At 66.8% G+C, this 22756-nt stretch carries 21 protein-coding genes and 1 tRNA gene; 17 read left to right on the plus strand and 5 right to left on the minus strand.

The window, feature by feature from the left end:
* The first annotated feature begins 225 nt into the window (after positions 1-225).
* The 17 genes from EWM63_RS02160 to EWM63_RS02235 all read left to right on the plus strand — a co-directional run bounded on the left by EWM63_RS02160 (position 226) and on the right by EWM63_RS02235 (position 16809).
* Positions 226-1455, plus strand: a complete 1230-nt coding sequence (locus EWM63_RS02160) for a sensor histidine kinase (protein WP_130185079.1) — start codon at positions 226-228, stop codon at positions 1453-1455.
* On the plus strand, positions 1448-3199 hold the full coding sequence (gene sctC / locus EWM63_RS02165; RefSeq protein WP_130185080.1) for a type III secretion system outer membrane ring subunit SctC: 1752 nt from the start codon (positions 1448-1450) through the stop codon (positions 3197-3199). The genes EWM63_RS02160 and sctC overlap by 8 nt, the downstream gene beginning before the upstream one ends.
* Positions 3196-4431, plus strand: a complete 1236-nt coding sequence (locus EWM63_RS02170) for an FHA domain-containing protein (RefSeq protein WP_130185081.1) — start codon at positions 3196-3198, stop codon at positions 4429-4431. The genes sctC and EWM63_RS02170 overlap by 4 nt, the downstream gene beginning before the upstream one ends.
* The gene (locus EWM63_RS02175; protein ID WP_130185082.1) at positions 4428-5105 is read left to right on the plus strand and encodes a hypothetical protein; all 678 of its coding nucleotides are present in this window, start codon (positions 4428-4430) and stop codon (positions 5103-5105) included. The genes EWM63_RS02170 and EWM63_RS02175 overlap by 4 nt, the downstream gene beginning before the upstream one ends.
* Positions 5102-7231: a flagellar biosynthesis protein FlhA gene (locus EWM63_RS02180; protein WP_130185083.1), complete on the plus strand. Its 2130-nt coding sequence runs from the start codon at positions 5102-5104 to the stop codon at positions 7229-7231. Before EWM63_RS02175 ends, EWM63_RS02180 begins: the two co-directional genes overlap by 4 nt.
* Before the next feature lie 18 nt (positions 7232-7249).
* On the plus strand, positions 7250-7996 hold the full coding sequence (sctJ, locus tag EWM63_RS02185) for a type III secretion system inner membrane ring lipoprotein SctJ (protein ID WP_130185084.1): 747 nt from the start codon (positions 7250-7252) through the stop codon (positions 7994-7996).
* Positions 7997-8004: 8 nt separating this feature from the next.
* Positions 8005-8751 (plus strand): response regulator transcription factor, encoded by a 747-nt coding sequence (locus EWM63_RS02190; RefSeq protein ID WP_165390733.1) that lies wholly within the window; start codon positions 8005-8007, stop codon positions 8749-8751.
* A gap of 109 nt (positions 8752-8860) precedes the next feature.
* Positions 8861-9382: a FliH/SctL family protein gene (locus tag EWM63_RS02195; RefSeq protein ID WP_165390734.1), complete on the plus strand. Its 522-nt coding sequence runs from the start codon at positions 8861-8863 to the stop codon at positions 9380-9382.
* Entirely contained in the window at positions 9379-10755 is a 1377-nt protein-coding gene (locus EWM63_RS02200; RefSeq protein ID WP_207221228.1) for a FliI/YscN family ATPase, read from the plus strand. The genes EWM63_RS02195 and EWM63_RS02200 overlap by 4 nt, the downstream gene beginning before the upstream one ends.
* Positions 10722-11279, plus strand: coding sequence for a hypothetical protein (locus EWM63_RS02205; protein WP_130185086.1), 558 nt, complete (start codon positions 10722-10724; stop codon positions 11277-11279). Before EWM63_RS02200 ends, EWM63_RS02205 begins: the two co-directional genes overlap by 34 nt.
* The gene (gene sctQ / locus EWM63_RS02210; RefSeq protein WP_130185087.1) at positions 11276-12322 is read left to right on the plus strand and encodes a type III secretion system cytoplasmic ring protein SctQ; all 1047 of its coding nucleotides are present in this window, start codon (positions 11276-11278) and stop codon (positions 12320-12322) included. Before EWM63_RS02205 ends, sctQ begins: the two co-directional genes overlap by 4 nt.
* Positions 12315-12974 (plus strand): type III secretion system export apparatus subunit SctR, encoded by a 660-nt coding sequence (sctR, locus tag EWM63_RS02215; protein ID WP_130185088.1) that lies wholly within the window; start codon positions 12315-12317, stop codon positions 12972-12974. The genes sctQ and sctR overlap by 8 nt, the downstream gene beginning before the upstream one ends.
* 7 nt (positions 12975-12981) lie before the next feature.
* Entirely contained in the window at positions 12982-13245 is a 264-nt protein-coding gene (gene sctS, locus EWM63_RS02220) for a type III secretion system export apparatus subunit SctS (RefSeq protein ID WP_130185089.1), read from the plus strand.
* A 6-nt stretch (positions 13246-13251) separates the two neighbouring features.
* Positions 13252-14037 (plus strand): type III secretion system export apparatus subunit SctT, encoded by a 786-nt coding sequence (gene sctT, locus EWM63_RS02225; RefSeq protein WP_130185090.1) that lies wholly within the window; start codon positions 13252-13254, stop codon positions 14035-14037.
* 15 nt (positions 14038-14052) lie between these two features.
* Positions 14053-15072, plus strand: coding sequence for an EscU/YscU/HrcU family type III secretion system export apparatus switch protein (locus EWM63_RS02230; protein WP_130185091.1), 1020 nt, complete (start codon positions 14053-14055; stop codon positions 15070-15072).
* A 210-nt stretch (positions 15073-15282) separates the two neighbouring features.
* On the plus strand, positions 15283-15444 hold the full coding sequence (locus EWM63_RS31670) for a hypothetical protein (RefSeq protein WP_165390735.1): 162 nt from the start codon (positions 15283-15285) through the stop codon (positions 15442-15444).
* Positions 15445-15909: 465 nt separating this feature from the next.
* Positions 15910-16809, plus strand: coding sequence for a 3-keto-disaccharide hydrolase (locus EWM63_RS02235; protein ID WP_229487685.1), 900 nt, complete (start codon positions 15910-15912; stop codon positions 16807-16809).
* A 190-nt stretch (positions 16810-16999) separates the two neighbouring features.
* On the opposite strand, the gene EWM63_RS02240 is transcribed toward EWM63_RS02235, so the two are convergent.
* The 5 genes from EWM63_RS02240 to tilS all read right to left on the minus strand — a co-directional run bounded on the left by EWM63_RS02240 (position 17000) and on the right by tilS (position 22637).
* A complete protein-coding gene (locus tag EWM63_RS02240) occupies positions 17000-18457 on the minus strand; it encodes a tetratricopeptide repeat-containing diguanylate cyclase (protein ID WP_130185092.1) in 1458 nt (485 codons plus the stop codon).
* A gap of 192 nt (positions 18458-18649) precedes the next feature.
* Positions 18650-19036, minus strand: a complete 387-nt coding sequence (locus tag EWM63_RS02245) for a hypothetical protein (protein WP_130185093.1) — start codon at positions 19034-19036, stop codon at positions 18650-18652.
* Positions 19037-19650: 614 nt separating this feature from the next.
* Positions 19651-19743: transfer RNA gene (locus EWM63_RS02250), tRNA-Ser, on the minus strand.
* 118 nt (positions 19744-19861) lie between these two features.
* Positions 19862-21106: an aspartate kinase gene (locus tag EWM63_RS02255; protein ID WP_130185094.1), complete on the minus strand. Its 1245-nt coding sequence runs from the start codon at positions 21104-21106 to the stop codon at positions 19862-19864.
* A gap of 133 nt (positions 21107-21239) precedes the next feature.
* Positions 21240-22637: a tRNA lysidine(34) synthetase TilS gene (tilS, locus tag EWM63_RS02260; protein ID WP_130185095.1), complete on the minus strand. Its 1398-nt coding sequence runs from the start codon at positions 22635-22637 to the stop codon at positions 21240-21242.
* Positions 22638-22756: the final 119 nt, after the last annotated feature.

A 22756-nucleotide genomic window follows, 5' to 3' on the forward strand; every position in this document is an offset into this window, starting at 1 on the left:
GTTGGCGGCGCTGACGGTAGCACCGGCAACGGGACGAATGATGCAAATTCAACATTCTTTTACATTGTCTGGCATGACTATTCCGACAATGAATTTTTGCAAACGTTGTCATGGCCATGTAACTTCGTTGCAGCAGAATTGTGACATTCTTGTTGTTGCAATGAATGCAAGAATGGTCCGGTCCAGTGGCTTGTGCACGATTCCGGCAAACATCTCAAAGGAAACATGATTAGTCGTAGAACGCGGCATGCGCCGGCCGAACCTCGTCCGCGGCGCGCAAAAGCAGGCACCAATACCAATGCGTCAAGCGCCGGTCGACGGCAGCTGCGCTGCCCCGAGGAGAACCAGCGTGCGGTCCCGGGACGGCGCCAGCCGACGGAGAATCCGGCCGCGAAGCCGCCTGAAAACCCGTTCGGCAAGCAGTCGGCCGTTGCGGAGAATGCCCTTTTCAGGGACATGCTCGACAGCCAGCCATGGGGTACGATCGCCATCGACGCTTCCGCGCGGGTGATCGCGGCCAGCGCACAAGCCGCCCGCATGCTTGGCATGCTCCCCGTGGCCGGCCAGGCCCTGCACGACTTGCTGCCGCAATTGCCGGCGCAGTGCCTGCACGACGCCTTCAGTCTCCTGGGCCAGGGCCTGGAAGTCGAACGCGAAAGCATGTGCCTGTGGGTCAAGCTGTGCGCCGTGCCCGAGGGTGGAACCGTCGCCGCCACCTTGTCGCTGATCGATATCACGCTGCTGCGGCGCGATATCGACCAGAGGATGTCGTCGCTGCGCTTCCTGTCGCACGACCTGCGCTCGCCGCAAAACTCGATCCTCGCGCTGGCCCAGCTTCATGACCTCGACCACGACGCCTTTTGCGCCTGTGGCGGCATGGGGCGCATCGCGGAACTGGCGCGTTATTCGCTGGCCCTGAGCGAAGACTTCATTATTTCGTCCCTGGTGGGCACCATGCAGCGCCCTGACTTCCTCCGCTTCGACCTGCACGAAACGGTGCGCCAACTGATCGTGCAGCAAGAGGTGGCGGCCGCGGCCCGGGGCATCGACCTGCGCCTGCAGGCACCGCCTGGCGGCGTCTGGGTGCGCGGGGTGCGCGTGTTCGTGGCCCGGGCCGTGCAGAACCTGGTCGACAACGCCGTCAACGCATCGCCGCAAGGTGCCGCGGTGTCGATCGTGCTGCGCGCCATGGACGACATGGCCGACATCGAAGTATGCGATAGCGCCGGCGGCCTGCCGGGCCTGCCGCCGCGCGGCCGCCTGCGCGACTTCGCCCAGGGCACCTCGCGTGCCAGGCTAGGATTCGGACTCGGCCTGAAAGTGACGACGCAAGTCGTGCAGATGCACGGCGGCGACCTGTTCGCGGAATCGAACGGCCGCGGCACGACATTCACGATGCGCATCCCCTGTTCCGACACGACGCCGGCCCCGGTCGAGGCGATGGCACATGCGTAGTCGCTTCGGTAGCAAGACCGGCAGGCGTGCGCTCGGCTGCGCGCTGTTCGCCCTATCGACCCTGATCGGCAGCGCCGGCGGCGCGGAGGCTGCGCAGATTCCGTGGCTGAACACGGAACCGATCTCGGTGTCGGTGAAGAACCAGAGCCTGTCCGACATCCTGCACATGCTCGCCGTCGACAACCACGTGCCGATCGTGCTGAGCGAATCGGTGCGCGGCAGCGTCACCGGCACCTTCCTGCAGCGTCCGGACGCCTTGTTCGACGCCTTGACCAAGTCCTACGGCCTGTCCTGGTATTACGACGGCCACCTGCTGTACGTGACTGCGCAGACCGAGAACCTGACGCGCATGCTGCCGGTGTCGGCCGAGCGCTTCCCGCAGCTGCGCGCGCTGATGCAGCGGCTCGGCATCGACGGCACCCGCCTCCCGCTGCACTGGCTGGCCCCCGAAAACGCGGTGCAGGTATCAGGGCCGCCGCGCTACGTCGAGCATATGCAGGAACTGGCGCAACTGGTCGATGGCGACACCGTGCGCGCCAATGCGCCCATCGAAGTGCGCGTATTCCGCTTGCGCCATGCATGGGCCAAGGACATCGACGGCGGCGCCGACCAGCCGCCGCTGCCCGGCGTCGCCACGCTGCTGCGCCAGCTCGTCGGCGGCCAGCCGGATCCGGCCCTGCTGGAGGCAAAGGGACGCGCGCGGCCAAACCGCGGCAGTCTGCCCCTGCCGCCGGTCGGCGGTGCCGGGCGCGCAGCCGGCCACGGCGGACTTGCGGGCGAGATGCGGGACAGTGGTGACAGTGGCGATACGGCCGATCTCGTGGCCGCGCTCCGCTCGAACACGGCGTCGCCAGCGCGCCAGGGCGGCGACGTGTCGATCGAGGCCGACCCGCGCACCAATGCGGTGATCGTGCGCGGTCCGCGCGACAAGATCGCCCTGTGCGAAAAGCTGATCGCCGACCTCGACACGCCGTCCGACCTTGTCGAGATCGAAGCGACCATCATCGACGTCGACGCCGACCAGGCCGACCAGTTCGGGATTTCGGCGCGCGTGGCGAACCTCGGGCACTTCGACGCCGGTATCGGCCAGCCGCTGCTGCCGTCCGCCACCGATGCCGCGGCCAACGGCCTGCAGCAGCTCGCCAATGCGGGTGCCATCCCGGGCGCCGGCGGCTTGCTGGGCGTTCCCGGCGCCATGATCAGTTCGATCGTCCTGGGCAGCGAACGGCGCTTCTTCTCGGCCGCGCTGAACGCCTTCGTACGCAATGGCAACGCCCGGGTGGTGGCCAAGCCCCGCGTGCTCACGCTCGACAACACCGAGGCGCTGCTGCAGAACCAGCAGAATTTCTTCATTCGCGTTGCCGGCGCCTACGACAGCAGCGTGCATTCGGTCACGGCCGGCCTGGTCATGCGCGTCACGCCGCAGATTTCGGAACAGGACGGCAGCGCCCGTATCCGCCTGTTGATCAACATCGAGGATGGCACGCTGTCGAACGAACGGGTGGACCAGATTCCCGTCGTCACGCGCAAGAGCGTCAACACGCAGGCCGTGATCAGGCAAGGCGACAGCGTGCTGGTGGGCGGCTACATCGTCGAAGAAACGCTGCGCGACCGGCAGCAGGTACCCGTGCTGGGTGACCTGCCCGTGATCGGCGCTCTGTTCCGCCAGAAGGCCGATCGCAGCCGGCGTGCCGAACGCATGTTCCTGATCACGCCACGCGTCGTGGCACGGAGCGGATCGTGAGCGCTGCGTTTCCCACCCCGCTTCTCCCCCCGCTTCCCACCCCGTGCGAGGCGCTCGGCGCGCGCCTGCGTCCCCTTGCATCGCCACCGGGCGGCGCCGATCCGGCCGGTGCCATCGCGGCGCCCTTGTTCGACTTGCGCGTGCTGAATGGTGCCCAGAAGGACGCGGTGGTCTCGCTGGGCGCCGGTCGCCTGCTGATCGGCAACGACCTGGAATGCGACATCGTGCTGCACCGGCCGGGCGTGGTCTTGCGTGCGATGCTGAGCCTGGTCGACGGACGCTTGTCGATCGCCGCCATGAGCGGGCCGCTGCACCTGAACCAGGTCGCCATCGCCGCCGGCGAAAGCCGGACCGTCGTGCATGGCGACACGATACGGCTGGCCGACATCGGCCTGCTGCTGACCGACCACGAGCCGGGCGCTGTCGGCCCGGCCTTCCCGCCCACCGATGGCGCCGATGCGGGGGCCGACACGCCAACGGACGCGGCGACGACGCCCAGCCCCGCCGCCGCGGAAGACACGCACTGGTTCGACCCCACGCCCGCGAGCGCGCCGGCGCCGCAACCCATGGCTGCCGTCGCCTCCCGCGCCCGGGGCGCGCGTTTCGCGTTGGCGGGGGCAACCGCCTGCCTGTTGCTGGCGTGCGCCTGTGTCGCCGCGTGGGATGTCGAGGCCGTTGATGATAGCGCTAACTACTCGATGCCGGCTGAGGCGTCCAGGGTGTCCGCCGCCGACGCCCCGGCATTGCCCGCCGCGCCCATGTCGCCGGCACGTGTACTGGCCGAAGCACGCGAGGTGCTGGAAGCGCGCCGCATCCAGGGCGAACTCGCCATGCCGGTCGGCCGGCTGCTGGTGTTGACTGTGGCGCCGGAGCGCATTGCCGCGGCACGCGCCGCGCTGGGCGCACTGCTCAGCGACGTAAATGGCATCGACCGGGTGGAAGTCCGCCTGCGCGGCAATGGCGCATCGCCCGGCGCAGCGCCCCTCAGCGCCCGCCGCGGCCCGGACGGCATCGTCATCGACGACAATCTGCCCTTGCCGGCCGAAGCGGTGTTCAGCGGGAAGAACCGCATCGTCATCGTCAGCATGCAGCCCATGCCGTCGATCCTGACGCAAGGCGGCCGCCGCCTGTTCCAGGGCGGGCAGCTCGACGCCCGCACCACGGTCGAACACATCCATCCGACCTCCGTGCTGGTGACGATCGACGGCGCCAAGCGCAGGGTGGTGCTGTGAGCACGCCGTCGCGCCACGCGGCCGAGCTGCTGCGCCTGACGTGGAACTGGCTGCCGGCACGCTATGCCCATCGCTCGCGCCTGCTCGGCGGCGGAAAGTTCGCCGGCGCCCCTGGCAGCAGGGCGGAGCGCGCCTTGTCGCTGCGCCTGTTGCGCGAGCACGGCCTGGGCGGCCTGTGGCGTCGCGATGCCCTGCCCTATCCCTGGCTGCTGGAACAGTCGGAAGCATTGCATGCACGCGCCTTCGAGGCGGGCCTGGCAGGCCACGGCGCCTTCTTCGCCATGCAGTTGACGCGCCAGGCACGCCGCCAGGTCGCGGACTACCTGGGCGAAGAGCAGTTTGCGCGCGCCCTCGACCATGCCGCCGCCTACCCCGCGCTGGCCAGCGCCGGCACGGCGCTCGCGCTCGACGCGCAGCTGCAAGCGCGCTTGACGCGGCGCGGCGCCCTGCTGCTGGCCGCGCTGCTGCCGCAGGACGACGGCGTCGCCCAGCGCTTCCTGCTGCGCTTCGCCGCTGCCGACGCCGACACTGGCGCCGATCCTGCGCCGACCGCGCCGCCACCCGAGGCGTGCACCCAGCTGGCGGCGCTGATGGACACGCTGCCCGTGCGGCGCGACAGCCTGTTCGACTGGGTCTGGCACGAATTGTCGCCGCGCGGTGGGGAGGCGCGATGAACGGCGTCTCGCGCAAACTGAACCGCTTCGGCGAGGGTGTCGGCCGGCACAGCGATTTGGCCCTGGTCGGGCTGTCGATCGTCGTGATCGCGCTGATGGTGCTGCCGATCCCCTTCCTGCTGCTGGACATCATGGTCGCGTTGAACATCGCGCTCTCGATCGCCATGCTCCTCTACAGCATCTACATGGCGTCCCCGGTCGCGTTCTCGACCTTCCCCAGCGTGCTGCTGATCACGACCTTGCTGCGCATCGCGCTGAACGTGGCCACCACCCGCCAGATCCTGCTCAATGCCAACGCCGGCGAGATCATCGCCAGCTTCGGGCGCCTGGTCGTCGGCGGCAGCCTGATCGTCGGCCTAGTGGTGTTCACCATCATCACCATCATCCAGTTCATCGTCATCGCCAAGGGCGCCGAACGGGTCGCGGAAGTGATCGCGCGCTTCACGCTGGACGCCATTCCCGGCAAGCAGATGAGCATCGATTCGGACTTGCGCTCGGGCCTGATTTCCGAACAGATCGCACGCCAGCGGCGCGCCGAAGTCGAGCAGGAAAGCCTGTTCTTCGGCTCGATGGACGGCGCCATGAAATTCGTCAAGGGCGACGCCATCGCCGGCATCATCGCGGTGCTGGTCAACCTGATCGGCGGCATCGCCATCGGCGTCATGATCAAGGGTCACGACATCGGCACGGCCGCCGAGCTTTACTCGGTGCTGACGATCGGCGAAGGGCTGGCGGCCCAGATCCCGGCGCTGTTCATCTCGATGGCCGCCGGCCTGATCGTCACGCGCACCTCGTCCAGCCAGGCAGGTTCGCTGGCCGGATCGATTACCACGCAGGTGCTGTCGCAGCCGCGCGCACTGATGCTGACCGGCGCGGTGGTGGCCCTGTTCGCGCTGGTGCCCGGCTTCCCGGCGCTGACCTTCCTGGCGCTGGGCGGCACCATTTCCGCGCTGGGCGCGATGCTGACGCTGCGGCGCCGGCGCGCGGTCGAAGGCGCGGGCACCGGCATCGTCTCGATGGCGCGCGAAGGCAGCGGCGAGCTGCATCCGATCGTCGACGAATCGGTGCCGCCGGTGTTTTCCGCCCTGCTGTTCGAGATACCGCGCGCCGTGCTGCCGCTGCTGTCGCGCGAAGAACTGGATACGGCCTTGACGCGCCTGCGGCGCGACCTGAGCCTGAACCTGGGCCTGCCCTTCCCCGGCGTGCGCATCCGCATCGACGAGACGCTGCCGGCGCTGCGCTACAACATCAGCGTGCTGGAAGTGCGCGCCGTGGGCGGCACCTTGTGCGCCGACGCGGTCCTGGCGTTCGCCTCGCGCGAGCGCCTGGCGTCGCTGGGCGTGGCGCCGATCGACGCGCCCCCGGTGTTCCTCGGCGCGGGCGCGCACTGGGTCGCGGCGCAGGGTGCCAAGCTGCTGCGCCAGCACGGCGTCGCCACCTGGTCGGCCAGCCGCCTGCTGGTCGCGCATCTGGAAACCGTGGTCACGCTGCACGCGCACCGGCTGCTGGGCATGCAGGATGCGCAGTCGCTGGTAACGGCCTGCGCGCGCGAGTACCCGGACCTGGTACGCGAAGCGATCAAGGTGGTGCCCTTGCCGCGCCTGACGCGCATGCTCAGGAGCCTGTGCGCCGAGGGTGTTTCGCTGCGCAATATGCGCGACATCCTGCAGGTGGCGCTGGAAAACGGCGCCGCCGAGAAGAACGACGAAATCATCGTCGAGCGGATCCGGGCCGCCCTGGGTCGCTCGATCAGCAGCCGCTACATCAGGGAGTCCGGGGACGCGATGCACGGCAAGCAGGACAAGGGTGGCGCCAGCCTGGACGCCTACCTGATGGACCCCGGCGCCGAAGAACGCATACGCGCCTCGCTGACCATGTCGGGCAACGGCCTGGTGGCGGCGCTGGCGCCGCCCGAGGCCCGTGCGCTGGTCGACAGCGTGCGGCGCGCAGTACAGCAGCAGCGCCAGGGCGGCCAGCGCGAGCCGCTGCCGCTGGTGGTGGCGGCCGACATCCGCCGGCCCCTGCGCAAGCTGATCGAGCTCGAGCTGCCCTGGCTGCCCGTGCTGTCGTTTGCCGAAGTCGATGCGGGTGTCGACATCACGCCCCTGTCCATGATCCATGCCTGAACTGCCACTGGAGGTCGAATGAAGATTGCGCACATCGCCGGCATGCTCGCCCTTGCCGCCTGCCTGGGCGCGTGCAAGGAACCCTTGTACACCAACCTGTCGGAGCGGGAAGCCAACGACATCGTCGGCGCCCTGCTCGCACGGGACATCCCGGCGGAGAAAACGCCGGGCGAGGAAAAGACCTGGACGGTCTCGATCGATCACGAAGATTTTGCCCGCGCCGTCGCCGTGCTGAAGGAAGCCGACTATCCGCACGGACCGGCGTCCGGCCTGGGCGACGTCTTCAAGAAACAGGGGCTGATTTCGTCGCCGGTCGAGGAACGGGCGCGGCTGACCTATGCGCTGTCCGAAGAGATGGCGGGAACGCTGTCACGCATCGACGGCGTCGTCGTCGCCCGCGTCCATGTGGCGCTGGCCACGCCGGATCCGCTCACCGGGCAGCAGCGCCCGTCGTCGGTGTCGGTCTTCATCAAGCACCGCACCGACGCCGACCTGCAGCGGCTGGTGCCCCGCATCAAGACCCTGGTTGTCAACGGCATCGAAGGCGCCACCTACGACAACGTCAGCGTCGGCCTGTTTTCGGTGCAAACGGCCGCCGGTGCCAGCGCCGTCGTCGCTGCCGCCGTCACGGACGGCTGGACGCAGGGCCGGCCCGCCACCTTGCTGGGCGCCGCTGCCTGCCTCGTGCTGGCCGGGGCGGTGCTGGCCTGGCTGGCCTGGCGGCGCGGCGTGGCCGGGCGCGCCAAAACCGGCCAGGCCGTCTGAGGTCGACCATGCGCTCCCGAATCCATATCCTCGTGGTGGAAGACGACATGGCCCAGCGGCTGCTGCTGACCATCTGGCTCAAGCAGGAAGGCTACCAGGTGGAAGGGGTCGACAATGGCCTCGACGCCCGCAGCTTCCTGCACGAACACTGGGTCGACCTGATCATCCTGGACTGGGACATTCCCGGCATGGCGGGCGACCAGCTGCTCAACCTGTTGCGGCGCCGCGCGCGCATCCAGATACCGGTGCTGTTCCAGACCGTCCATTGCGACGATGCAGACTGTGTGCACATCCTCGACCTGGGCGCCGACGACTTCCTCGTCAAGCCGTTTTCGCGCGACGTGCTGCTGGCGCGGGTGCGCGCCCTGTTACGGCGCGGCCAGGGCGCCGATGCACCGGGCAGGAAGCCGATGCCGATCGGCGCCTGCACGCTCGATGCCGCGGCGCAGGCGGTGACCGGCACCGGTGCCACGGTCAAGCTGGGCAACAAGGAATTCGCCATCCTGTGGCAGCTCGCTTCCCGATCCGGAACGCCGGTATCGCGTCAACAGCTGCTGGCCGCGGTATGGGGCATGGAGAACGGCACCGAGACGCGCCTCGTCGACATGTACGTCAGCCGCCTGCGCGCCAGCCTGCGCGCGTTGGCCGACCCGGGCTGGGAAATCCAGTCCGTCTACGGCCAGGGCTACCGCCTGAACGTGGACGGCGCCTGCGCGCCGCTCGCCGAGCCCATTCTCGAGGAGCCGAAATCATGAACGACACGCCGATCAGCGCCCCGGCGACCACCTGCTGCGCGCCGACGAGTTCGACCAGCTGCTGCACGCCGGCCGCGCCAGGCTGCGCCCCGACCTGGGCCGCGAACGCGTGCGCGTGCTGGAGGCGGCGCACGAACAGGCCGAACGGCTGCGCCGCGAGGCAGCCGAGGCCGGCGCGGCCGAGGGGCGCGCCCTGTATGCGGCGCAGCTGGCGGCCCTGGCGCTGCAGCGCGAGCAATGCTGGCGCCAGATCGAAACCGACCTGGTCGACATCGTGCTGGCGTGCGTGAAGCGCCTGCTGGGCGCGGACGTGGCCTCGGGCGCGCCGCAGGCCCTGGTGCCGCGCATCCATGCGCTGCTGCGCGAATATCGGCCGCATCGGCACGTCGGCCTGCGCGTCGCCCCGTCCGCCCTGCCGATGTTGCGGGCGGCGCTGCCGGAACTGGAAGAGGCGCATCCGCACGTGACGCTGTTCCAGGTGATTCCCGACCCGCACCTGGACGCCGCCGATGTGCTCATCGAAACCCAGGACGCCGTCATCGACGGCCGTTTCGCGACGCAGATCGCCGCCTTGCGACTGGGGATCGCGTCGTCGCTGCAGGCACCCGTGGAAAGCGGGGCCGCCTCATGAGCGAGCGCATTGAAGCCGACATCGAAGCCAACGTCGAAGCCGACATCGAAGCAGGCCGGCTGCGCCTGGCCCGCGGCGCCGCGCTGCTGGGCAGCGGCGGCATCCCTGGCGCCATGCCGGCGCATGGCCGCGTGGTGGAAGCCATCGGCACGCTGATCAAGGTGCGCGGCCTGGCGGCGCGGGTGGGCGATATGTGCGACCTCACCGGCCTGTCCAGCGACTTTGCGCTGCAGGCCGAAGTGGTCGGGCTGGGCACCGATTACGCCCTGCTTGCCCCGCTCGGGTCGATGCACGGCCTGTCGACCGGCGTGGCCGCCGTGTCGCGCAAGCGTGCGCCCGAGGTCCTGGTTGGCGACGCCTTGCTGGGCCGTGTACTGGACGGCATGGGGCGCCCGATGGATGGCTTGCCGCCGATCGACCGGGGCATCGCGCAGGCCGTCTACGCGGCCCCGCCCGCTCCCTTGACGCGGCCGCTGATCGAGCACCCGCTGGCGGTCGGCGTGCGCGCCATCGATGGTCTGCTGAGCTGCGGCGTCGGCCAGCGCATCGGCATCTTCGCGCCGGCCGGCTGCGGCAAGAGCACCCTGCTCGGCATGATCGCCCGCAACGCCGACGCCGACGTGAATGTCGTCGCGCTGATCGGCGAACGCGGACGCGAAGTCCAGGAATTCATCCACGACTGCCTCGGACCCGAGGGCTTGAGGAAGACCGTCCTGGTCGTGGCCACCTCCGACCGCCCCGCGTTGGAGCGGGCCCGCGCCGCACTGGTCGCCACCGCGATCGCCGAGTATTTCCGCGAGCGCGGCAAGGCCGTGCTGCTGCTGGCCGATTCGGTCACCCGCTATGCGCGCGCCTTGCGCGAGATCGGGCTGGCGGGCGGCGAGCCGCCGACGCGCCGGGCCTTTCCACCGTCCGTGTTCACCGCGCTGCCGCAACTGTTCGAACGGGCCGGCATGTCCCCGTCCGGATCGATCACCGCCTTCTATACCGTGCTGGAAGAAGGCGAGGACAACGACGACCCGATCGCCGAGGAAGTACGCTCGCTCCTCGATGGCCACATCGTTTTGTCGCGCAAGCTGGCCAGCGCCGGACACTTCCCGGCTATCGACGTGCTGGCCAGCGTCAGCCGGGTGATGCCGCGCGTCGCGCACATTCCCCACCAGCGCCATGCCGCCCGCGCCCGCACGCTGCTGACCTGCTACAAGGACCTGGAAATGCTGATCCGCCTGGGCGAGTACAAGCCCGGTCACGATCCCGAGGCCGATGCCGCGGTACGCCTGCATCCCGGGCTGCTCGGCTTTCTCAGGCAGGCAACCGACGACCGGACACCGTTTCGCGAATGCCTGCAACGCCTGGCGGAGGCCGTGCAATGACGATGCATGCGCAGTGGAACATCCTGCTGAAGGTGCGCCAACGGATGGAACAGGGCGCGCAGCAGGCATGGCGGCGGTGCTGCGACGAACGCGACGAGGCGGAACGGGCGGTCGCCCGGATCGAGGAGGCCCGCCGCGCCCTCGCCGCCCAGGGCACGGCGACCCTGGACGGCTTGGGCCAGGCGCTAGCTGCGGCGGCGCGCGGCGGCGCGGCTGTCGACCGCACCAGCCAGGCCAGCGCGGTGCCGTACCTGGCGCGCTTGCGGCGCCAGGACCAGCAACTGACCCTGCAGTGGTTGCAGGCCCAGCTCCGGCTGGCCGCCGAGCAGCGCAAGGTCGACCAGGCCTTGCAGCACCGGCGCCAGGCGGAATCGGCCAGGATGCGCACCGAGGAAGCCCTCGAGACCTTCGCACGCGCTGACGCACGGCGCGCCGCGCGGCGCGCGGAGGACGGCATCGAGGAATTCCTGATCGCCCGCCACCACCCACCGTCCGCCGCCATCGACGACATGAGAAGGCCATGAATACTCGCGAATTCTCCGCCAGGTCCCTGGCACCCAAGCCCCTCGCCGCCGCCGGCCGCTTCAAGCGCATCGACGGCGACCATGCCCTCTGGGCCAACCAGGCCTACCGCAGCGGACCGCTGATGCACGCGGACGGGGCCCGGCTCGACTGGCAGGCGGGCGGCCAATGGACACCCCACGCATCGCTGCGCCTGATGGCGGGATCCGAGCGCCTGACCCTGCAGCTCGAATCGCTGCCGGCGCTGGCATCCTTCCTCACCGGGCCTTTCGATGCCTGGCCGGCGGAAGAATGGTGCCTGCTCGTCGAGATCGCGGCGGCGCCGTTGCTCGACCTGCTGGCCCAGGCCTTGCGCCAGCCGCTCAGCGTCGCGCAGGTGCACATGGGCCTTTTGCTCGAGCCTGCCATGGCGCCACCCCGGGCCGGCCTGTCGTTCGCCTACCGGCGCTGCGCCGCCGTGCCGCCGGTGCACGGACGGCTGGTGTGCGAACGCCCGGCAGCACTCGCGCTGGCGCCCTGCCCCGACGACGGGTGGGAACGCTGGCATGGCTTGCCGCTGCCGCTGCGCCTGGGCTGCGGGCAGGCGCGCATCGCCGCGCGCGCGCTGGCGCGGGTGCACGTAGGCGATGTGCTGCGCAGCAGCGTGGCCATGCCGGCCGACCCGCCGCAATTCGCGCTGTTGCTCGGCGAGCGCACCATCGCACTGGTCCGCCCGGGCATCGACCCATCTTTTCGACACCATCTGGAGATTGCAAGCATGAGTACCACCAGCCACGAAGCGGCCGGCAGCGAAGACATCGGCGAAATGGACGGGATTGGCGACATTGCCGTCGACGTGCGCTACGAGATCGGCGGCCAGTCCCTCACCTTGAAGGAATTGAACGGCTTGCGGCCCGGGCTGGTGATGCCGCTCGGCTTCGATCCCTTGCAGGCGTGCGTCACGATCCGCGCCAACGGGACGGTCGTCGGACAGGGCGAGCTGGTGGTGGTCGACGAGGAACTGGCAGTGCGCATCACCCGGTGGACGGCGGCCGCTCATGCTTAACGGCAGCGATCCGATCATCATGCTGACCTTGCTGGTCGGCCTCGCGGCGCTGCCATTCGCGGCGATGATGACGACCTCGTTCACCAAGATCATTATCGTGCTCAGTCTGCTGCGCAACGCCCTCGGCATACAGCAGGTGCCGCCGGGCATCGTGCTGAACGGACTCGCCATCGTGCTCAGCATCTATGTGATGTACCCGGTCGGGCTGGCAGCCTACAACGCCGGCGCGGAACAGATCGCGGCCCAGCCGGGCCCGGTCACGTTCAAGGACCTGCTGCAGGTGAGCGAAGCGGCGAAGGATCCCTTGAAGCACTTCCTGACCAAGCATTCGGAGCCTGCCGAGCGGGCATTCTTCCTGCAGGCCTCGCACCAGCTGATGGGCGAAGCGACGGCGGCGACGCTGTTCGAGGACGATATGCTGATCCTGGTGCCGGCCTTCGTGACCGCGGAGATCACGGCGGCGTTCGAGATCGGATTCCTGGTCTTCCTGCCCTTCCTGGTGATCGACTTCATCGTGGCCAGCACGCTGATGGCATTGGGCATGCAGATGCTGTCGCCGACGACCATCGCTTTGCCTTTCAAGCTGTTGCTGATCGTGATGCTGAACGGCTGGTCGCGGCTGCTGCACGCACTCGTGCTCTCCTACCAATAGGTCCCCCATGACACCGGACACCATCGTCGACCTGACCAACGGCGCCATCAAGCTCACCCTTTTCCTGACGGCGCCGATCGTGCTGGTGGCAGCCCTGGTCGGCCTGCTGGTCGGCATCGCGCAAGCCGTCACCTCGATCCAGGACGGGACCATCGCCATCTCCTTGAAGCTGATCGTGGTGGGGGTGCTGCTGGCCGTCGCCGGGCGCTGGATAGGCGGCCATGTGATGACCTACGCCGAACGGGTGTTTTCGCAAATCGGACACTTCTAGGACCGTATGTTCGAGTTATTCGACATCGTCGGCGCGCACTTCATCGCCGGCGTGCTGGCGATGGCGCGCATGCTGGCGGCAATGACCATCCTGCCCCTGTTCTCGTCGCAAAACCTGCCGCGCACGGTGAGGACGGCGATCGCCTTCGCCCTGTCGATCGCCGTGATCCCCTCGCTTGCCGGCCAGACGGCGATCGCGCATCTTTCGCTGCTGGCCGTGGGCTTGCTGATCAAGGAAGTCGCCCTGGGGCTGCTGCTCGGCTTTTCGTTCGGCATGATTTTCTGGGCGATCGAAAACATCGGCCACCTGATCGATTTCCAGACCGGCCTGACGTTCAGCCAGGTGGTCGATCCGCTGCTGGGCAACCAGAGCTCGGTCCATGCGCGCCTGCTGACGCAATGCTTCTTCGTGTATTTCCTGGCGATCGGCGGATTGCGCCAATTCCTGGAGGCGATGTATGCCAGCTACCTGATCTGGCCGGTCATGACGGGCACGCCGCGCATGCTGCCCGGCTGGCAGAACATCTTCACCGACCAGGTCGGGCTGATGTTTTCGCTCACGCTGCTGTTTTCGGCAGGGGCGCTGATCGTGCTGCTGCTGGTCGACCTGGGCGTCGGCCTGCTGAACCGGGCCGCCCCGAACATGGCCATCGACGACATGCTGCGGCCGCTGAAAGCCTGGCTGGCCAGTTTGATCGTGCTGGGGACGCTGCCCTTCATCCTCGACCGGACACTCGAAGTGGTCCAGCGCTACCGCGCCGTGCCGCTGATGCTGCAGAAGGCGTTCGGCTGACATGGTGCGGCGGACATGAGTGGCGAGAAGACCGAACAGCCCACTGCCAAGAAGCTGCGGGATGCCAAACGCAAGGGCAATTTTCCCGTGTCGCAGGACGTGGCGGGGGTGCTCGTGCTGGCCTCCCTGTGCATCGCCCTGATGCTCGGCCTGGGCGCCATCCATGCGAAGCTGGCGCAACTGTCGACGCTGATCCACCGTGCAATCGCCTCGCCGCAACGCGACGTGCCGGCCCTGTTCGACGCGGCCATCGACACGCTGGCCGCGATTGTCCTGCCCATCCTCGGGCTCGCGTGCGTGCTGGGCATGGCGGGCATGGCGCTGCAGGTCGGGCTGTCGATGAGCGCCGAGCGGATCGCGTTCTCCCTCGAGAAAATCGATCCTGTCGCGGGCTTGAAGAACCTCTTCCAACTGCGCAAGCTGTTCGACCTGGCGAAATCGCTGCTCGCCATCGCCCTGATCGGCGGCGCCGTCGTGCTGCTGCTGCGCCAGCATGTCAACGATCTGGCGCACTTGCCGCAGAGCGGCCTGGGCGGCGTGCTGATCGTCGCCGGTGCCATGTTCCGCAAGCTGATCGCTTTCGTGGTGCCGCTGTTCCTCGCCATTGCCGCTGTCGATTACCTGTTCAAGCGCCACGTGTGGCTCAAGGACTTGAAGATGTCGAAGGATGAAGTCAAGCGCGAGCGCATCAGCCAGGACGGCAATCCGCTCTTCAAGTCGCGCCGCATGAGCACCGCCAGGGAAATGCAGCAACCCGACAATCTGGACAATTTCGCCAATGCCACCATGGTCCTGCACGACGATGCAGGGCAGCTGGTGGCCATCTACTACGACGCCGCGCAGGCGCCGCTGCCGATGGTCCTGTGCAAGGCGCAAGGCAGCACGGCGGCCGACCTGCTGGCCAGGGCGACCGCCACCGGCATGCGCGTCCAGCATGACGACGCGCTGACGCGGCTGCTATACCTGCGCTGCCAGCTCAACGAATTCATTCCCGAAGAAGCCGCCGCCGCCTTGGGTTCGCTGCTGGCGAAATGAAGCACCGCGTTGCCGTGCATGGCGCCTTTCGCAGTGGCGCCGGCCCGGTTGATACAGGCGACCGGCAATGTAAAGGATTGTCTAAAAATCCACGTCGGCGCGACACCCCATGAGAAGATTCTTCCGGTCGAACGCGAAGGTACAAGGTAGCAGGCAGACCAGCCGGCAGCGTTGAATACCACCACTTTTCATCCACCAAGGGAGTACACCATGTCCACACCTATCACCCCGGCCGAGCTGGAACAGAAATACGCCGACATGCAGCAGAAACAGATCGAGATGGGTCTGAAAGTCGCCGAAATGAATGCCAAGACCACGCAGATCAACCAGCTGCTGTCGTCGATTTCGGAAGCGGCACACATCAAGGGCTAAGTAGGCCATGGGCTGCGGCGGCGTATCCCACTACCCCTGCCCTCCGGAACCCGCGGTCGCACGCCCCGCTCCCCAGTGCGGCGTGCCTGTCACGCAGACGCCGACGGATCTGGAAAGCACATTCACCGACATGCAGCAGCGCCAACTGGCGTTCGGCCTGAACGTGGCGCAGATGAACGCCCGGACCACCGAGATCAACGGACTGCTCCAATCGATTTCGGGAAGCGCGCATATCAAGGCCTGATGGCCATTCCACGTTGGACCCGGCTACCCCGGATCGCGCGGCGGAAGGAGCGATCCTTCCGCCGCGCTGTTCTTCCCCCACGATCGCAGGCGCTTCATTGGAAGCCGGTTGGCGATGGCCCCGACGGTGCCGAGCATCATTCCCGCGTCGCGTAGCGCATAATCGAAGCTCACCAAACCTGCGAACGTGGGTCCGGGATCGAATTACGCGAGCAGGCCCTGATGGTGCGGCAGGATTGCCAACCCAGGCATGCCTGCGCTGCCACGCATACCAAAGGACGAAGGATGATGATAAAGACCGTTGCGGCCATGATCGGCTCAGCGATGTTTTCCGCCGCTGCACAAAACGCGCCTGCTCCCGAGCCGGACCCGAAGGACACGGAAGTATGGACAGCGGACCTGCCGCGCGTCATCCCTGGTTCCTCAAGCAGCGCGCCTTCGGATGCGATCGTGCTGTTCGGCGGACAGTATCTTTCCGAATGGGTTTCGACGACTTCGCCCGACAAGCCGGCCGGCTGGATCGTGTCGGGCGGCACGATCACCGTGCGGCCCGGGGCAGGCCATATCCAGACCAGGAGGCTGTTCACGGACTACCAGATCCATCTGGAGTGGCGTGTGCCGGCATCGGCGACAGGCAGCGGCCAGGGCAAAGGGAACAGCGGCCTGTTCCTGGCATCGACCGGCATCGACAGCGGATACGAGATCCAGATTCTCGACTGCGCCAACAACAGGACCTATGCCAATGGACAGGCCGCCAGCATCTACAAGCAGCACATCCCGCTGGTGGACGCATGCGCCAAAGCCGGCGAATGGCAGACCTATGACGTCATCTGGACCGCGCCGCGCTTTGCCGCCGATGGGTCATTGCTGTCACCCGCCTACGTCACTGCCCTGCATAACGGCGTACTGGTGCAGAACCATGTCGAAGTCCGCGGAGAGTCGGTGTATGCGGGCAAGCCGTCTTACCGCAAGCATGGCCCCGCGCCAATCAAGCTGCAGGATCATGGCGATGCGGTCAGCTTCCGCAATGTCTGGGTAAGGCCGCTCTCCGCCAGGGCTTCCTTGCCTCGAACGGAGCCAACCGCAAGCCCGGCCCAGAGCCAGAGCCAGAGCCAGCCCTAGTAGGTGCCCGCATGCTGTGAACTGAAGCAAATGCCGGTGGCAATCCTGCGATCCGGCAGCAAGACATCGAAGTTTGCACCCGGCCGATGCCGGACGCTGCGGTCCCGCCCGGCCAACGATGCGCTCACGTCGCGTCGGTTGATCTTGCGGCGGGCACGTGGACCTGCAGGCCCGCCGATATGGCGGGTTGTCACGCCGGCCGCAATGGACCGGCGATGGTCGTGGTCTCCAGCAGCGCCAGGGCCTGCACCGGTTCCAGTTCCGCGAGGTGCCCGGCATCCGCTTCGTTGGCCAGCCCGATCACGTGGCAGCATTGGTTGCGTCCCGCCGACTTGGCGCGATACAGCGCCATATCGGCCAGGGCGATGGCACGTTCCCAGTCCAGGGTGGATGGCGGCACGCCAGCCAGCGGCAGCTCGATCAATCCCGCACTGGCCGTGATGTCCAGCGCGACGCTGCCGGCCTGGATCGGCGCGCCGCCGATCGCTGCCAGGATGCGCGCGCCCAGCATGGCGGCCGGGGCGCCCTGCTTCCCGCGGAAATGGATCACGAACTCTTCGCCGCCCCAGCGCAGCACGGTATCACCGGCGCGCACGGCCTGTTGCAGGCGCTGCGCGACCTCCACCAGCACCTGGTCGCCGGCGCCATGGCCATGCGTATCGTTGACCCTCTTGAAGTGATCGATATCGAGGATCATGTAGATGTCGCTCGCTGGCGCATCGGCGCGGCGCCGCTCCACAGGTGTCACCGCGGTGTCCGCACGCATCTTCTCGACAAACGAGCGGCGGTTGTACAAGCCGGTCAGCGCGTCGCGTTCCGCGTGGTACTCGAGCTTCGTGTTCAGCTCGCGCAATTGACTGTTCGATTCGCCGGCGCGGCGGTACAGCACGAACACGAATCCGCCCACCGCGAGCATCAGCAGCGCCACCAGTGCCAGGGCCAGCTGCTTCAGTTCGCGATTGCGGATGTCGGCGTCCTTCAGCCGGTTTTCCTCCTGCAACTGCTGAATGCGACGGTGGTTTTCGGCATCCGCGATCTTGTCCTGTAGCGCGGCCACCGCATTGGCGCGGTCGACCGTGAACTGCCTGCGCTCCAGCGCCTGCTGTTCGCGCAGCACCGCCATGCCTTCCTTGTAGAGTCCAACGCGCTCGAGCAGGCTGGCTTTCTCGTCGAGCATGGCGGAAAGCGCCTGCAGGTTGCCATCCTCGCGGAACTTGGCGATCGCGCTGTCCACGAGCGGTCTCGCCGCGCCGATGTTGCCTTGCCCGCCCAGCGCGAAACCGAGATTGGCCCGCGCCATCAACGCGGCGGACTCATTATGGCTGCGCGACGCGACGGCCAGCGCGTCGCGGGCCAGTTGCTCCGCCTCGCGCCAGCGGTGGCGGCGCAGCGCCAGGTCGGCCATGTTGCCCAGTACATATGTTTCCATCACGTCGATGCCACCGGCCCGGGCGATCTCCAGTGCGCGCTGGAATGCCGCCTGCGCATCGGCGAGCCGGTCGAGGTTGACCAGTACCTGCGCCCGTGTGAAGTGAAGTTGGCTGCGCATGCGCGGGCGCAAGGCATCGGCGGAGGACGCCGCCTCGTCCACGTGGCGCAAGGCCTGGGCGGGATCCTTCGATGCGTTGTACAGCTGCCCGAGGTTCATCAGCGCCTCCGCCCGAGCAGCAACCGGATGCGCCAGACGAGTCGCCAGTGCCCGCCCTGCTTCGTAATGCGCCAGCGTGCGCTCGTACTCGCTATTGAGAAGGTGGAGCCGGCCAAACGACATCTGCGCTGCGAAATTCACTTCCGGCATCGAAACGAGGTCGAAGTCTCTCTCGATACTTTCCTTGGCGGCCTAGGCGGCGGCGAAATTGTAGGCGCGGATCTGGTCGTCCAGGTCGCCGAGGGCCGCCTGGACCAGCGCGAGCCGGTCGTGGTATTGCTTGCCGAGGGAGCGCAGCCGCGCATTGACTGCCGCAGCCGACCGGTAGTCGCCGACATCGCGGTGGAGCTGGCGCAGGCGCAGCAGGACCTCGCGCTGCACGGGCGCGCTGGCGCCCGGCAGTGCCGCATCGATGCGCGACAGGTCCGCCAGCGCTGCCGCCGGCCGCGCGGCCGCATCTGTCTCCAGTTGCGCAGCCAATGCGCGCGCAGTTACGTCGTTGGCGTACGCCGGCGGGCCAAGCCACGAAACTGCCAGGGAAAGGATGATCGGAGCGATCAATTGCGCTACTTGTCGCATTTGAATTTGCTGAGTGGTTGAACTACCGCTCGCGGCGGTCAATCCAATGATATCTGCAAATTCTCGTTTATCCGGCTAAGTAATCTTTATGTCTATAGGGAATGTTTTGTGATTACAACGATTTCGATATGGCAGCAGCGGGGTATTGCACAAATTGGACAGGCCCACGCTACTGTTGTTGGCACCGGGGTCTGCCAGGTTGGCGGTGGACTTGTCTACATCGAGCCACTGGTTGTTGTTTGCATGAGCGCCCGTCTACTGGGATCTCCACGGACACTCGTCGACTCGGATGGCGCGACGCCGCCCGGGAGAAGGTAATCGCCCCGTTAAACGCCGTCATGATGGAGGGGGATATCCTGGATAACGCGTCATGCGCATTCGGCACGATGCGGCAGCGAAGCTGTGGCAGATGAGCGAAGCGAAGCCAAGCGAAGCCAAGCGAAAGATGACGCGTACGCCGCGCGCCCTCGGCGCGCGAGGCTGGCGCTAAAGCGCCAGCAGATGGGCGATTCGGAGAGCCCCCGCGCCTGCAGGCGCGTGGTCTTCGAATCCCACCGTCTCCGTCCAAACAAACAAAAAAGGCCTCCCGCAGGGGAGGCCTTTCTCGTTTGTTCTGGCGGAGACGGTGGGATTCGAACCCACGATACGGGTATAAGCCATATGCTTCCTTAGCAGGGAAGTGCCTTCGGCCACTCGGCCACGTCTCCTAGATGATTACTCACCTATCATCTTTTCTGCAACATTTCTGCGTCAGATCAGATGCCCGCCATAGTAATTGCCACGACCTGTTTGGTCAAGGAAATCGGCGGTTTTTTTCTGAACTATTTACTCTTTTTCAAGTTCGAAAGCCTTGTGCAGCGCGCGCACGGCCAGTTCCATGTATTTCTCGTCGATCAGCACGGAAATCTTGATCTCGGAGGTCGAGATCATCATGATGTTGATGCTTTCGTCGGCCAGCGTGCGGAACATCTGCGAGGCCACGCCCACGTGGCTGCGCATGCCCACGCCGACGACGGAGATCTTCGACACTTTCGCGTCGCCGACCAGCGAAGCGAACTTGAGTTCGTCCTTCTGGTCTTCCAGCACCTGCAGCGCCTTGTTGTAGTCGTTGCGGGAGACGGTGAACGTGAAGTCGGTCTTGCCTTCGACGGACTGGTTCTGGATGATCATGTCCACTTCGATATTGGCGTCGGCCACCGGGCCCAGGATGTGGTAAGCCACGCCCGGACGGTCAGGCACGCCCATGACGGTGATTTTGGCTTCATCGCGGTTGAAGGCGATGCCGGAGATGACTGCTTGTTCCATGTTGTCTTCCTCAAACGAAATCAAAGTACCGGACTTGGCTTCCTCGGCCAGGTCCATCAGCGGGTCGGTCAGCGACGACAGCACGCGGGTCGGCACGCGGTAGTTGCCGGCGAATTCCACCGAACGCGTCTGCAGCACTTTCGAGCCCAGCGACGCCATTTCCAGCATTTCCTCGAACGTGATGTTCTTCAGGCGGCGCGCTTCCGACACCACGCGCGGGTCGGTCGTGTAGACGCCATCCACGTCGGTGTAGATCAGGCACTCGTCGGCCTTCAGCGCGGCGGCGATCGCCACGGCGGACGTGTCCGAACCGCCGCGGCCCAGCGTGGCGATGTTGCTGTTTTCATCCACGCCCTGGAAGCCGGTGATGATCACGATCCTGTTCTGGTCCAGGTCGGCGCGCACGCGCTTGTCGTCGATCGACTGGATGCGCGCCTTGGTGAACGCGGAGTCGGTCTTGATGCCGACCTGCCAGCCCGCATACGACACGGCGGCCTTGCCGATCGCCTGCAGGGCCATCGACAGCAGGCCGACGGACACCTGTTCGCCGGTGGAGGCAATCATGTCCAGTTCGCGCGGGTCGGGCGGATTCTGGATTTCCTTGGCCAGCGCGATCAGGCGATTGGTTTCGCCGGACATTGCCGACGGCACCACCACCACCTGGTGTCCCGCATCGTGCCATTTGGCGACACGTCGCGCGACGTTCTTGATACGGTCCGTCGATCCCATCGACGTCCCGCCGTATTTATGAACGATTAAAGCCATTGCGTTTTTCAGTCGGTTGAAGTAAGGGAGCCCTTTACTGTACCTGCTGCAATGCAAAAGAACAAGTCAAAAAAGTAATGAAGTCATACACTTAGGGCATAAGCTCATAAGAAACCCGCAGGGTGACCGAATTTTATTCGGCCTGCCAGCGCATTGCGATCCGGAAATTTGATTCCGTGGCGACATAATGGCAATCCATGCCGATGCCGGCCGCATACAACAGTCGCCCGGGGATGCCGACCACCGGCAGCCGCGAACGCTCCCACGCGGGCGTGCCCAGGGCCTGGTGGTGCTGCTTCAGGCCGCGCGTGGGGCGGTTCGGCGCAAGCTTGAGGCGCTCGCCGCCACGGCGGAATGCGATCGTCAATTGCTGCTGTTGCAGCCATTCCGCGGCGAACCCCTCCCCTGCCGTTCCCTCCGGCACCGGCTCGAAATGCAGCGTGCCGCCATAGTCGGGGAAAGCGATCGAAGCTTCGCCTTGCCAGCGGAAGTGCTGGACGGGACGTTCGTCGTATTCGTCCTCTTCGTCGCCCGCCAGCGCTTTCGGATTCGGCACCAGGTACACGCGGCCGCGATGGCGGCGTACTTCGCAGTCGGGGTGGGTGACGAGCAGTTCGGCACCCTCGCGCGCTTCCAGCAGCTGCGCCACCATCTCGGCCAGCCACGCGGCCGAAGGGATGCGGATGCCGCGCACGCCGAACCAATGCCGCAGCAGATTGTTGCGGCGGTCCTCGCCCAGCGCGCGCAGGTGGTCGACGGCAACGCTGTCTTCCGCCAGCCCGGCCTGCAGATCCTGCTCGGCAAGCTCGGTCAGCAGGCGCTGGGCGGAACGGGCGTGTGCGGCGCTGCGGGCAAAGCGCTCCTGGAAGCCGGGAAAGGCCGCGGCGAGTGCCGGCATCACCGTGTGGCGTAGCGCGTTGCGGGCATGGCGGATATCGGCGTTCGACTCATCGTCGATGTGCGTAATGGCGTGCGCGTTCTTGTACGCTTCCAGCTGCGCGCGCGAGACCTCGAGCAGTGGGCGGGCCAGCAGGATGTCGCTGCTGCCCAGCAGGCCGGGCGCCGCGTTGAACGCATCCATGCCGGACAGGCCGGCCGGGCCAGCCCCGCGCGCCAGTTGCAGCAGCACCGTTTCGGCCTGGTCGTCGAGGTGATGGGCCGTCAGCAGCAGCGCGACGCCATGCTCGCGGCACAGCTCACCCAGGGCCTGGTAACGCGCCTGCCTTGCCGATGCCTCGGTGCCGGCCTTGCGGTCCTCCAGCGTGACCCTGCGCGATGCGAACGTGATGCCGAGCGTGGCGCATGCGGCCGCGCAGTGGGATTCCCACGCATCCGCGTTCGGGCTCAGGCCGTGGTGGATGTGGAAGGCGAACAGCGGTGCGTCACCCGCTGCCGCGTGGGCCAGGTGCAGCAGAACGGAGGAATCGAGGCCGCCGCTGTAGGCAATGGCGATGGGCTGCCCTGCTTCGCGCGGCAGCGCGGACAGTGTCTTGGAAAACAGCGGGGCAAGATTGGATTGGAGTGACATCATGATTCGTAAAAAAATCGGGGACAATCCGCGCTGGCGGCTGTCCCCGATGTTGGTGCCTCAAAAGAAAACCGGTGTCTGACACCATTTTCTGGATGAATCGCCCAGAAAATAGTGTCAGA

The sequence above is a fragment of the Pseudoduganella lutea genome (assembly GCF_004209755.1).
Classification (GTDB): Bacteria; Pseudomonadota; Gammaproteobacteria; order Burkholderiales; family Burkholderiaceae_D; genus Rugamonas; species Rugamonas lutea.